11 protein-coding genes and 1 pseudogene are annotated in these 12,621 nt (G+C 62.0%); 4 read left to right on the top strand and 8 right to left on the bottom strand.

Features of this window, described 5'->3' with window-relative positions; translation table 11 throughout:
- The first annotated feature begins 120 nt into the window (after window positions 1–120).
- On the top strand, window positions 121–1,188 hold the full coding sequence (locus tag N2600_RS32150; protein WP_260299819.1) for a cyclic nucleotide-gated ion channel: 1,068 nt from the start codon (window positions 121–123) through the stop codon (window positions 1,186–1,188).
- Between the two features lie 677 nt (window positions 1,189–1,865).
- On the top strand, window positions 1,866–2,390 hold the full coding sequence (locus tag N2600_RS32145; protein ID WP_222385006.1) for a hypothetical protein: 525 nt from the start codon (window positions 1,866–1,868) through the stop codon (window positions 2,388–2,390).
- Between the two features lie 253 nt (window positions 2,391–2,643).
- On the opposite strand, the gene N2600_RS32140 is transcribed toward N2600_RS32145, so the two are convergent.
- The gene (locus tag N2600_RS32140; RefSeq protein WP_260299786.1) at window positions 2,644–2,820 is read right to left on the bottom strand and encodes a hypothetical protein; all 177 of its coding nucleotides are present in this window, start codon (window positions 2,818–2,820) and stop codon (window positions 2,644–2,646) included.
- Between N2600_RS32140 and N2600_RS32135 the strand changes: the two are divergent.
- Window positions 2,786–3,025, top strand: a pseudogene (locus N2600_RS32135) (IS66 family transposase); the annotation flags it as partial. The gene N2600_RS32140 and the pseudogene N2600_RS32135 sit on opposite strands and share 35 nt — an antisense overlap.
- 342 nt (window positions 3,026–3,367) lie before the next feature.
- Here N2600_RS32135 and lpdA read toward each other — a convergent pair.
- The 7 genes from lpdA to N2600_RS32100 form a co-directional block, all read right to left on the bottom strand.
- Window positions 3,368–4,765 carry a dihydrolipoyl dehydrogenase gene (gene lpdA / locus N2600_RS32130; protein WP_260299785.1) on the bottom strand — a complete coding sequence of 466 codons (1,398 nt, stop codon included), beginning with the start codon at window positions 4,763–4,765 and terminating at the stop codon, window positions 3,368–3,370.
- Window positions 4,766–4,770: 5 nt separating this feature from the next.
- Entirely contained in the window at window positions 4,771–6,000 is a 1,230-nt protein-coding gene (locus N2600_RS32125; protein ID WP_260299784.1) for a dihydrolipoamide acetyltransferase family protein, read from the bottom strand.
- 3 nt (window positions 6,001–6,003) lie between these two features.
- Window positions 6,004–7,017, bottom strand: a complete 1,014-nt coding sequence (locus N2600_RS32120; RefSeq protein WP_260299783.1) for an alpha-ketoacid dehydrogenase subunit beta — start codon at window positions 7,015–7,017, stop codon at window positions 6,004–6,006.
- Between the two features lies 1 nt (window position 7,018).
- Window positions 7,019–8,251 (bottom strand): 3-methyl-2-oxobutanoate dehydrogenase (2-methylpropanoyl-transferring) subunit alpha, encoded by a 1,233-nt coding sequence (locus tag N2600_RS32115; protein ID WP_260299782.1) that lies wholly within the window; start codon window positions 8,249–8,251, stop codon window positions 7,019–7,021.
- Window positions 8,252–8,315: 64 nt separating this feature from the next.
- Window positions 8,316–9,443: an acyl-CoA dehydrogenase family protein gene (locus tag N2600_RS32110; RefSeq protein ID WP_260299781.1), complete on the bottom strand. Its 1,128-nt coding sequence runs from the start codon at window positions 9,441–9,443 to the stop codon at window positions 8,316–8,318.
- Window positions 9,440–10,648 carry an acetyl-CoA C-acyltransferase gene (locus tag N2600_RS32105; protein WP_260299780.1) on the bottom strand — a complete coding sequence of 403 codons (1,209 nt, stop codon included), beginning with the start codon at window positions 10,646–10,648 and terminating at the stop codon, window positions 9,440–9,442. The genes N2600_RS32110 and N2600_RS32105 overlap by 4 nt, the downstream gene beginning before the upstream one ends.
- A 23-nt stretch (window positions 10,649–10,671) precedes the next feature.
- The gene (locus N2600_RS32100) at window positions 10,672–11,439 is read right to left on the bottom strand and encodes a 3-hydroxyacyl-CoA dehydrogenase (protein WP_260112133.1); all 768 of its coding nucleotides are present in this window, start codon (window positions 11,437–11,439) and stop codon (window positions 10,672–10,674) included.
- 82 nt (window positions 11,440–11,521) lie between these two features.
- On the opposite strand from N2600_RS32100, the gene N2600_RS32095 reads away from it, so the two are divergent.
- Window positions 11,522–12,607 carry an AraC family transcriptional regulator gene (locus N2600_RS32095; protein WP_260112132.1) on the top strand — a complete coding sequence of 362 codons (1,086 nt, stop codon included), beginning with the start codon at window positions 11,522–11,524 and terminating at the stop codon, window positions 12,605–12,607.
- The last annotated feature ends 14 nt before the right edge of the window (window positions 12,608–12,621 follow it).

Raw genomic sequence — 12,621 nt, 5'->3', positions numbered from 1 at the left:
ATAGGATGCCCTGAACCGCTGCAAGGCGCCAGACACATTGCATCAGTCCCCCCGTTCCGTTGCGTATGGCCGCCCGAAGGTATCTATTGTCGACGAATGCCGGGCAGTTGGGAGTATGTAATGTCGGCAGTGCCTTTCTCAAAGATTTCAACGCCGCTCAACGCGCTGTTCGCTACAATCGGTCTCTTGGTCGTCGCCGCACTGACGACGCAGGGCCTTACTGGACAGGAAAGGCTTGTCTTTGAGCTGCTACTTGCGGCAATTTGGCTTGCCTATGTCCTCCAATTGAGCGGCACATTGCTTTCACGGCGATACCGCTTGTCGGGCGGGATCCCGGCCCTCGTGATCGATTTGCTCGCGGTTCTGGTTCCGGCTGCTGCATTCTTGTTCGTTGGGTCCCGCGATCGAAACCTCTATTGCGCCATTTGGCTTCTCAAGCCGTTGCGCGACTCGACCTTCTTCAGGCTGCTGGCAAAGGTGGTCGCGAATGAATCGCGCAATCTGCTTGGCGTGACATCGGTGTTCGGCATCGTTCTTTTTGGCGCGGCGTTGGCCGGTTATCTCATCGAGCGAGACGTCCAGCCCGATAGGTTCGGCAGCATTCCGCAGGCGATGTGGTGGGCGGTCGTAACGCTGTCGACGACCGGCTACGGTGACGAGATCCCGCAGAGCTTTGCAGGTCGAGTTCTGGCCGGATTGGTGATGATGAGCGGGATCGGTATTTTTGCACTTTGGGCCGGCATCCTCGCCACCGGCTTTTACGAAGAGGTTCGCCGCCAGGACTTCGTTCGCAACTGGCAACTGGTCGCTGCGGTACCCTTGTTTCAGAAGCTTGGTTCCGCTGCACTGATCGACATCGTTCGGGCGTTGCGACCGCGCATTGTCCCCGCAGGTGCCGTGATCTGCCGCAAGGGCGATGTTGGCGATCAGATGTTCTTCATTGTCGAGGGGCAGGTCACCGTGGCTATACCCGATCATCCAGTGGAACTCGGTGCCGGAAACTTCTTTGGCGAGATGGCGCTGATCAGTGGCGAACCTCGCTCAGCGACAGTCAGCGCAGCAACCGAGGTATCGCTGCTGTCGCTCTACGCCGTGGATTTCCAGATGTTGTCGAACAGTAGTCCGGAGATCGCGGAGACCATCCGCAAGACGGCGCTGGAGCGGCGGAGCGGGCCGCCGAAGGAATAATCCAAGCCTGATGGCTGCGGCATTGCCGCAGCCGGTGGGGGTTACGTGACCTGCCACGGGTAATTTCCTCCGGAATGGATTAGGGTCCCAGGCAGAAACGGCCAGCGCCACCATGACCACGCCGAGCATGATGCCAGCTCCAAGACCGAACGGCATCATGTCCGAAACGCCCGGCGCGATACTCGTATGTTACCGTTACATACTTGCGCTTTTACAATGCCCGGTCAGGATCGCGGTTGAAGGCAACTCCCGTGTCTCCTGGTTGGATAGGGCGGGAAGTGCTGCCGAGGGGGATTTCGATAACTCATCGAATAATACAAGAATACGGCAAATGTTGACGAAGCGAGATCTACTTCGCTCCGGCCTAGGGACGCGGCAGCCGCCCGGTATCATCGCGGCCCCGAATTAGCGTTTTGCCCCGACCCCCTGAGGTGGATGGTCGGCATCAACTTTCGGCGTTCGGGCAAGAGTACCGGTTCAAACAACGGGGTCACACTACAGACGATGGCGGACGATGTGGCGGGAATGATCCAAACTCTCAAAGTCGAACCGGCCAACATGATTGGAACGACTCGGTAACCATGGCGCACTCCCATGCGGTCAGCCTCCGCATAACGCGTCGGTGGCACGAAAAATCCACAAAACAATTCAACCCAGCACACCAGAGGAGAGTATCAATGCCAAATTTCATGAGACTCATCGCGGCAACGTCTGTAGCACTTTCGTCTGCCATGGCAGCCTACGCACAAGACCAAAGTCCCCTTCCCAAGGCTAGCGATGTGCTTGTCCGATACGGAGACGACGTCGAGGGCTGGACGGTCTATGCAAATCGAACCCGCGGAGATTGCTTGATCGTGCGCTCAGATGGCCCAAATTCGGTGCAAATGGGCGTTACCGCAAATCAGGAGGTCGGATATCTTGGCGTGTTCACGAAAGCGGATATCGGCCTTCAGAACGGGAACCAATCGCAAATCTTTGTCTCCATCGCCGGCCATCTTTATAGTGGTGTGGCCACTAGCACGAGCGGCGAACTCAAGGGGGGATATTCCGGCGGCTACATCCTGACAGACGACCCGAATTTCAAGCGCGACGTGGCGAAGCAATATGAAATGATCGTGTTTCCGGAAACCAAGGGGACCTTCGTCGTCGATCTGAAGGGGACTTACAAGGCGATGGCAATGGGCCGCAAGTGCCTCTCCTAGTGACCCACTCGCTCTGACCACTCATTTGCCTTTCATGGGGAGCATGAGGATCTGTAGGGCGGGATGGGACGGAGTATGTCGTCGTCATTGAATTTTGGCAGAGCCGGCGGGCGTGAAGAGGGCAAAACGGAAGGCAGCAAAGAGCAGTGCAAAATTGTGCGCTGAAGTCGAACGGATCGTGAACCCTCGTCACACACCTCTGAACACGCAGTAATGCTTGGAAGGTTCTATAAGGGACGCTCCATCAGGTTCATCATTTTCCGTTCATGAACATCATCGCGACGGAAACGAAGCCGTTTCGCTCATCCTCGTAGCCGGCGGCGATCATCTTCATGCGAAAGCCGATCATGTCCGCCCCTGCCTTGCCGTTGACTTCCATTTGATACAGGCTACCTCCTGCGTTTCGACGACGGTTCGAACGGATCTTCACCCTGCGCACCGGTTATGAGGCACTCGACAAGCTGCTTGAGCGGCTGTATCGAAGGAAGAACGAGTTGCTGAAGGTCCTGGAGCATCCCGGCATCCCGCTTCACACCAACGCATCGGAGAATGACCTACAAACGTTTGTCACGAAGCGGAAGATCTCTGGTGGCACAATGAGCCGCGATGGCCATGTTGCGCGCAATGTTATCCTCGACGAGACGGCATTGGAATTGAGGAGGGGCAATGTGAGCGGGTTTAGCTTTCAATATCCATCCGTTGATTGTGGTTTGGCGCCAGTGGTGTAAATTAGCGAGCAGCGTTAAGTTTTTATCACGTCGTTTCGAAGCCGGTCTGCGGATCGTTGCACGCCCATGATGAAATCGTGCCTCTGTCATATGCCCCTTCAGAGCCTGACCGAAAGAGAACTGAACGAAACCAGCCGGTCTGTCGCTTGCGGGGAACGAAGATCGCCAAGAAGTTCGACGATCATGGTGCGACGATTTCCCCGCTCAACTTCTTAGAAGATTGTCACCTCTTTCATACTGGGCTTCAACTCAGATATGCAGCGCGCTTCCCAAAGCTTTCAGCGCCGCCTCCATGACCGCTTCGCTGCGGGTCGGGTGCGCGTGGATGGTGCCGGCGATATCTTCGAGACGTGCCCCCATCTCGATCGCCAGCGCAAAAGCCGCCGAAAGCTCGGAGACCCCGGCTCCCACCGCCTGCAGGCCGAGCACGAGATTGGTATCGGCGCGGGCCACGACGCGCACGAAACCTTCTTCGGACAGCATCGTCATCGCCCGTCCGTTGGCGCTGAACGGAAACTGGCCGGTGCGAATTTCATAACCTTGCGCCTTCGCCTCTGCCGGCGACAGGCCGGCGCTGACGATCTCCGGGTCGGTGAAGCAGATGGCGGGAATGCATCGCTTGTCCCAGGCCCGCTTCTTGCCCACGATGATTTCCGCCACCATCTCGCCTTGGGCCATGGCCCGATGGGCAAGCATCGGCTCGCCGGTCACATCGCCGATCGCATAGATGCCGCGCATCGAGGTGCGGCAACGGTCGTCGATCCTCAGATAAGGGCCGACACGATCGAGATCGAGTTCTTCGAGGCCGGATCCTGCGGTTCTTGGACGACGGCCGACAGTGACGAGGATGCGGTCGGCCGGCAGGGTCTGCTGCCGGCCATCAGCCGTTTCGACGATCAGAGCCTGGCCATTGTCGGCAAGGCCGATCGCCTTGGCACCCGTCAATACCCGGATACCGGCTTCGGTCAGCTTGCGCATGACGGGCCGCACCAGATCGGCATCGTATTGCGGCAGCACCTGTGCCGTCGCCTCGACGACCGTCACATCAGACCCCATCTTGGCAAAGGCGGTCCCGAGTTCCAGCCCGATATAACCGCCGCCGACAACGACGAGTTTTTTCGGCAGCTCCGTCAGCGACAGCGCCTCTGTCGAGGAAATGACACGGCCGCCGAAAGGCAAGTTTGCAAACTCCACCGGATCCGAACCGGTGGCGATCACCACCGTCTCGGCGCGGATGATCTGCTTGCCGGTTTCCGTCTCCACCTCCACCGTCTTGCCGTCGCGGAAATGGGCTCGGCCATGGACGATCTTGACCCGCGCCTTCTGCAGCAACCCGGAAACACCGCTCGTCAACCGGCCGACGATCCCGTCCTTCCAGGCAATCGTCCTTATGAGATCGATCGAGGCGCCTTCGACGCGGATGCCCATCGGGTTCTTGCCGGCAAGCATCTTTTGCGTCGCTTCGAATTCCTCGGCCGCATGGATCAGCGCCTTGGAGGGAATGCAGCCGACCGTCAGGCAGGTGCCACCCGGCTTGCCGGCCTCGACGATGACGGTATCGATGCCGAGCTGTCCGGCGCGGATGGCGCAGACATAACCGCCCGGACCGGCGCCGATGACGAGGAGCTTGCAGACGATCTCTTTCATGGACCTCAGCCTTCGATAAAAATGAGCGCCGGCGTTTCGAGGAGCGTGCGGATGCGCTGCACGAAGTTTGCGGCATCCCAGCCGTCGATGATGCGATGATCGAAGCTGGAGGAGAGGTTCATCATCTTGCGCGGCACGAACTGCGTGCCGTCCCAGACCGGTCGTGTGGCGATCTTGTTGACGCCGATGATCGCCACTTCGGGATGATTGATGATGGGTGTCGAGACGATGCCGCCGAGCGCGCCCAGCGAACTGATGGTGATGGTGGAGCCGGAAAGCTCGTCGCGTGTTGCAGTACCCGAGCGCGCCGCTTCCGCCAGCCGGTTCATTTCGGCGGCGCAATCCCAGATGCCACGGGCTTCGGCATGCCGCGCCACCGGCACGGTCAGACCGGCCGGCGTCTGCGTGGCGATGCCGATATGCACGGCACTATAGCGCGTTATGATGCCGGCATCGTCGTCGAAAGTGGCATTGACGTCAGGCTGCTCGGAAATGGCCTTTACCAGCGCCCGCATCAGGAAGGGCAGAACCGTCAGCTTCGGGTGGTCAGGCCTGCGATCGCCGTTCATGGTGGCGCGCAACTCTTCGAGCGCGGACATATCGACTTCCTCCACATAGGTGATGTGGGGAATACGCGAAGTGGAGAGCACCATCTTCTCGGCGATGCGGCGGCGCAGGCCGGTCAGCTTGATCTCTTCGGTCGCCGTCTTCCTGGCAAAGCCGTTCTTTGCCGTTGCAGGCGCGGTCCCTTGGCTTAGGAATTGCTCGATATCCTCGCGCAGGATGCGCCCGGCCGGTCCTGTCGCCTGCACTTGCCTGAGATCGACACCGCTTTCCCTGGCGAAGAGCCGCACCGAGGGAGCGGCAAGCGGCTTTTCCGCCGGCGCCAGCGCAGGAGTTGGCGCTGCCGGAGCAGGTTTTGCCATCTCGGCCTTGGGCGTTTCGGCAATCGGCGTCTGCGAAATCCCTACGGGCTGCACCTCGCCGACATCTCCCGCCGTCTCAATCCGCACCAGCGGAGCCTTCACCGCGATACGGTCTCCGACCTCGCCGGCAAGCCAGATGACGGTGCCATTGACGGGAGACGGAATTTCCACCGTGGCCTTATCGGTCATGACAGCGGCGATCACCATGTCCTCGCGGACGGGATCTCCCGTCTTCACATGCCACTCCACGAGCTCGGCCTCGGCGACCCCTTCCCCGACATCGGGCATCTTGATAATGAATTCGCCCACGGCTCAGGCCTCCATGACTTCGGCAAGCGCCCGCCCGACACGGCCGGGACCGGGGAAATAGTCCCACTCCTGCGCATGCGGATAGGGCGTGTCCCAGCCGGCAACGCGCACCACCGGCGCCTCGAGATGATAGAAGCAATGTTCCTGCACCAGCGCCACCAGCTCGGCGCCGAAGCCGGATGTCAGGGTTGCCTCATGCACGACCACGCAGCGTCCCGTCTTCGAGACCGATTTGACGATCGTATCGAGATCGAGCGGCAGCAGGCTTCTCAAATCGATCACCTCGGCATCGATGCCCGCATCTTCGGCCGCAGCAAGCGCCACATGTACCATCGTGCCATAGGCAACGACCGTCACCGCCGATCCCGCGCGCCGCACTTCGGCCTTGCCGATCGGGATGGTGTAATGGCCATCGGGCACCTCTCCGAGGTCGTGTTTAGACCAGGGCGTCACCGGCCGCTCGTGATGGCCGTCGAAGGGGCCGTTATAGAGGCGCTTCGGCTCCAGGAACATGACCGGATCAGGATCCTCGATCGCCGCGATCAGCAAGCCTTTGGCGTCATAGGGATTGGACGGCACAATCACTTTCAGCCCGCAGACATGGGTAAAAAGCGCTTCCGGGCTCTGGCTGTGGGTCTGGCCGCCGAAGATGCCGCCACCCGTGGGCATACGCACGACGATCGGGCAGGTGAAATCGCCGTTGGAACGGTAGCGGATGCGCGCCGCCTCCTGCGTCAACTGGTCATAGGCGGGATACATGTAATCGGCAAACTGGATTTCGACACAGGGCTTCAGCCCATAAGCCGCCATGCCGATTGCCGTGCCGACGATGCCGGACTCGCTAATTGGCGTATCGAAGCAACGCGTCCTGCCATATTTTGCCTGCAGGCCCTGGGTGCAGCGGAAAACGCCACCGAAATAGCCGACATCCTCGCCGAAGACAACGACATTGTCGTCCTTCGCCATCGAGACATCCATGGCGCTGCGCACGGCCTCGATCATCGTCATCCTGGCCATGTCAGTACCCTGCCTTCTGCCGCTGGCGACGAATATGCGCCGGCATTTCGGCATAGACGCCCTCGAAAATGTCGCGCACCGAAGGCCTGCCGCCGGCATGCAGCGTCCCATGCGCCTCGGCCTGGCGCTGCGCTTCGATCACCTCATCCATGATTTCGGCTTCAGCCTGCACATGCCGCTCCTCCGACCAGGCGCCCTTGACGATCAGATGTTTCTTCAGCCGCAGCACGGGATCGCCGAGCGGCCAGGCCTCCGATTCCGTCTTGGGCCGATAGGCGCTCGGATCGTCGGAGGTCGAATGCGCGCCGACGCGATAGGTGACATGTTCGATCAGCGTCGGGCCGAGATTGCGCCGGGCGCGTTCGGCCGCCCAGCGGGCGACGGCATGGACGGCGAGATAATCGTTCCCGTCGACCCGCAGCGCCGGAATGCCGAAGCCGAGGCCGCGGGCGGCAAAGGTGCCGGAGCCGCCGCGGGCAATTCCCTGAAAGGTGGAGATCGCCCACTGATTGTTGACGATGTTGAGGATCACAGGCGCCTTGTAGGTCGAGGCGAAGACAAGCGCCGAATGGAAGTCCGACTCCGCCGTCGACCCATCGCCGATCCAGGCAGCGGCGATGCGGCTGTCGTTCTTGATCGCCGAGGCCATTGCCCATCCGACGGCCTGCACATATTGGGTGGCGAGATTGCCCGAGATGGTGAAGAAGCCGTGTTCCTTTGAAGAATACATGATCGGCAGCTGCCGGCCGTGCAGCGGATCACTCTCGTTCGAATAGATCTGGTTCATCATCTCGACCATCGGGTAGTCGTCGGCGATCAAGAGGCCCGCCTGACGATAGGTCGGGAAATTCATATCGCCCGTCTCGAGCGCCTTGCGGAAAGCGCAACTGACGGCTTCTTCGCCGAGATGCTGCATATAGAAGGAGGTCTTGCCCTGCCGCTGCGCCATCAGCATGCGGGCGTCGAAGGCACGCAGCTTCATCATGTTGCGAAGTCCGGTCAGCAACGCCTGATCGGAGAGCGACCCGGCCCAGGGGCCGACCGCCTCGCCCTCGCGGTTCAAAACGCGGATGATGGAATAGGCGAGGTCACGAATATCTTCGGATGCGACATCGACCTCCGGCCGCGGCACCGATCCGGCCTTGGCAATCTTGACGTTGGAAAAATCGGGCTGACCGCCCGGGCGAACGGCGGGTTCGGGGACATGCAGGCTCAAACGAGCGGAATCCACCATGTTTTTTCTTTCCTCCCTTTGCCGGCCTTGCCCCTCTCCTCCGGAACAGGGCCGGATGTGGTGCTTAGAGATTGCGGGCGATCACCATGCGCTGCACGTCGCTCGTTCCTTCATAGATCTGGCAGATGCGCACATCGCGGTAGATGCGCTCGACCGGATAATCGGCCATGTAGCCATAACCGCCATGGATCTGGATCGCATCGGAGCAGACGCGCTCGGCCATCTCAGAGGCGAAGAGCTTCGCCATCGATGCTTCCGACAGGCAGGGCAGCCCCGCCTCCCGAAGAGACGCTGCGTGAAAGACGAGCTGCCGCGCCGCCTTGATCCGCACCGCCATATCGGCAAGGCGGAAGGCAACGGCCTGATGCTCGACGATCGGCTTGCCGAAGGCGATGCGCTCTCGGGCGTAGTCGAGCGCCGCCTCGAAGGCCGCCCGCGCCATGCCGACGGCCTGCGCCGCAATGCCGATCCGCCCGCCCTCGAGATTGGCGAGCGCGATGCGATAGCCCTCGCCTTCCGCACCGAGCCTCAGCTCGGCCGGGATGCGCATGCTGTTGAAGGCGATCTGGCAGGTGTCGGTGGAATGCAACCCGAGCTTTTCCTCGACCCGGATCACCTCGTAGCCCGGCGTATCCGTCGGCACGATAAAGGCGGTGATGCCCTTCTTGCCGACATCGGGATCGGTGACGGCAAAGACGATGATGATATTACCGTTCTTTCCCGAGGTGATGAATTGCTTGGAGCCGTCGAGCACGTAGTGATCACTGTTACGCCGCGCCCGGGTCTTCAGGTTGGAGGCATCGGAACCGGCCTGCGGCTCGGTCAGCGCAAAGCCGCCAATCCATTCGCCACTGGCCAGTTTCGGCAGGAAGCGCTGCCGCTGCTCCTCGGTACCGAATTTCAGGATCGGCACGCAGCCGACCGAACTATGCACGCTCATGATCGTCGAACACGGCCCGTCGCCGGCGGCAATCTCCTCGAGTGCCGCGGCATAGGCAATCACGCCCGTATCCGACCCGCCATAGGCCTCCGGCACCAGCATGCCGAGCAGCCCGAGCTCGCCCATTTCCTTCAATTCCTCGCGTGGGAAGAGATGCTCCCGGTCGCGTTTGGCGGCCCCCGGGGCCAGCCGGTCGCGGGCAAAGTCGCGGGCGAGATCTGAGATCTGCTGCTGAAGGTCGGAAAGGATCATCTGTTCCGCCCTCCCCGCTCGTGCCGCTCGATGGCGACAGCCGTCGCCTCGCCGCCGCCGATGCAGAGCGCGGCCATGCCGCGCTTCAAGTCGTATCGCTCCAGCGCCGCAAGCAGCGTCACCAGAATCCGGGCTCCCGATGCGCCGATCGGATGGCCGAGCGCGCAGGCGCCGCCATGCACGTTCACTTTTTCATGCGGGAGGTGGAGATCGCGCATCGCCGCCATGGCGACGACGGCGAAAGCCTCGTTGATTTCGAACAGATCGACCTCCGACAGCGGCAAGCCGGTGCGATCGGACAGCTTCTGCAGCGCGCCGATCGGCGCGGTGGCGAAAAGATTGGGTGCCTGCGAATGGGTAGCATGGCCGAGGATGGTGGCAAGCGGCTTCAGGCCGCGATGCTCCGCCTCGGAGCGGCGCATCAGCACCAGGGCTGCCGCGCCATCGGAAATCGAGCTGGAATTGGCGGCGGTCACCGTGCCGCCCTCGCGGAAGGCGGGTTTCAGCGTCGGGATCTTGTCGAGCTTCGCCTTTCCGGGCTGTTCGTCGCGGCTCGCCACCTGCTCGGCTTTACCGGATTTTATCGTGACCGGCGCGATTTCGCTGTCGAAACAGCCTTCGGCAATCGCCTTCTGCGCCCGCGTCAGCGAGGCGATGGCGTAACTATCCTGCGCCTCGCGTGTGAACTGATAGGCCTCGGCGCAATCCTCCGCGAAGCTGCCCATCAAGCGCCCCTTGTCATAAGCATCCTCCAGCCCGTCGAGGAACATGTGATCCACGACACGCCCATGGCCGAGCCTGTAGCCGCCACGGGCCTTGTCAAGGAGATAGGGCGCATTCGTCATGCTTTCCATGCCGCCCGCGACTGCCATGGAGGCGCTGCCGGCGGCGATCAGGTCATGCGCTATCATCACCGCCTTCATGCCCGAGCCGCACATCTTGTTGACGGTGCTGGCCGCGGTCGCGAAAGGCAGGCCGGCATGGATCGCCGCCTGACGCGCCGGCGCCTGTCCCTGCCCCGCCGGCAGCACGCAGCCGAAGACGACCTCCTCGATCGCTTCGGCCGCAACGCCACTCCGCTCAAGCGCCGCTCGGATCGCGGTTGCTCCGAGTTCCGGCGCTGTCGCCTCCTTCAGCTCTCCTTGAAAGCTGCCAATCGGGGTGCGCGCTGCACCGACGATAACGATGGGGTCTTGCAGAACCATTTTTCCTCCTCTGGGCAACGCGCTCAGCGCGCGCCCATCCGTAATGCGCCGTCGAGGCGGATGACCTCGCCGTTCAGCATGTTGTTTTCCAAGATATGGCGCACCAGCCCGGCAAATTCCGCAGGCCGGCCGAGCCGTGGTGGAAACGGCACGCTCTTGCCGAGTGCTGCCTGAACCTCGGCTGGCATGTCAGCCATCATCGGTGTCTCGAAAATGCCCGGCGCGATCGACACGACCCGAATGCCGTGACGGGCAAGCTCGCGGGCGATCGGCAAGGTCATCGCCGCCACCCCGCCCTTGGAGGCGGCATAGGCTGCCTGACCGATCTGACCATCGAAGGCGGCAACCGAGGCCGTATTGATGATGACGCCGCGTTCGCCTTCCGCATCCGGCTCGGTCGTCTGGATCGCTGCGGCGGCCAGCCGGATCATGTTGAACGTGCCGATGAGATTGATGCCGACCGTGCGCGCAAAACTCTCCAGCCGGTGCGGTCCGTCGCGGCCGATCACCTTTTCGGCCGGCGCCACGCCCGCGCAATTGACCAATCCGCGCAGGCTGCCGAAGGCTTCGACGGCAGCGGCAACCACCGCGGCCCCCTCCTCGCCATCGGTCACATCGGCCTTGACGAAGCAGGCATCGCTTCCGAATTCCCGGGCGATTTCTTCGCCCGCTTGCATATTGAGATCGGCAATCGTCACACGCCCGCCAGCCTCCACAAGCGCGCGCACTGTTGCCGCACCCAAGCCGGAGCCGCCGCCGGTCACGATGAAACTTGCTCCACGGATCAGCATGAATGTCTTCCTCCCTGCCGACTGCGCCCCCTCCAGGCGCAACCGACGGATACGATTCTATTCGCTCCACCTATTGCAAGCGATGACAGAACTGCTTCATTATTTCGGCCAGTTTTGCCATAGCGAGGATAGAATGGCCGAGATCGAGCGACGCATGATCGCGCCAGCCTTCGTGGAAGAGGCACTCGACAGCCTGCGGCGGCTCGGCAAGCCGACGGCGCCGGTCCTTGCCCGGGTCGGCCTGGCGTCCCCGGTCGATCAGCCGGTTTCGGCAGAGACCTATGGCGCGCTCTGGCTGGCGATCGCCGCCAAGCTGGACGATGAATTCTTCGGCATGGGCGCACGGCCGATGCGCAGCGGCAGCTTCACGCTGCTCTGCCACTCTGTTCTGCATGCGCCGACACTGGGTCATGCGCTCCGCCGGGCGCTACGCTTCCTCGATGTTGTGCTCGACGATCCCCGGGGGCGGCTCGTCATCCGCGAAGGGCTGGCCGAGATCGAACTCAGCGACGCCGGCGGCCCACGTTCAGCCTTCGCCTACCGCACCTACTGGATCATCCTGCACGGCATCATCTGCTGGCTGGTCGGCCGGCGCATTCCGATCCGCCTCGTCGATTTCCGCTGCGCCGAGCCCAAACAAGGGGCCGACTACCGGCTCTTCTTCGGCGCCCCGGTGCGTTTCTCTCAAGCCATCAGCCGGCTCGGCTTCGACAGCGCCTTGCTCGACCTGCCGATCTCACGCAGTGAACAGGCCTTGAAGCAATTCTTGCGCGGCGCACCCGCCAATATTCTGGTGCGCTACCGCTATGATGCCGGCATCGCCGCCGCCGTCCGCCGCCGCCTGAGCCAGGCCACACCGGCTGCGTGGTCGAGCTTCGCCAAGCTTGCCGCCGATATGCGCATACCGCCCTCCACGCTCCGCCACCGCCTGCGCGACGAGGGACAAAGCTATGCCGCCATCAAGGACGACATCCGCCGCGACCTCGCCGTCGAACTGCTGCTGAACACACCCAAGACCATCGGTGAGATTGCCGTGCAGCTCGGCTATTCCGAGCCGAGCGCCTTCTTTCGGGCCTTCCGGAAATGGGCGGGCAAGAGCCCGGAGGGCTTTCGGCGGGAGGAAGCCCTCTCGCAATTGTATGAGCCATCGCATTCAAGAGCACTTTGAACCCGCCGCAACCC

Source organism: Rhizobium sp. WSM1274 (genome assembly GCF_025200775.1).
Classification (GTDB): domain Bacteria; phylum Pseudomonadota; class Alphaproteobacteria; order Rhizobiales; family Rhizobiaceae; genus Rhizobium; species Rhizobium leguminosarum_I.
This window is presented reverse-complemented; position numbering and strand designations above follow the sequence as displayed.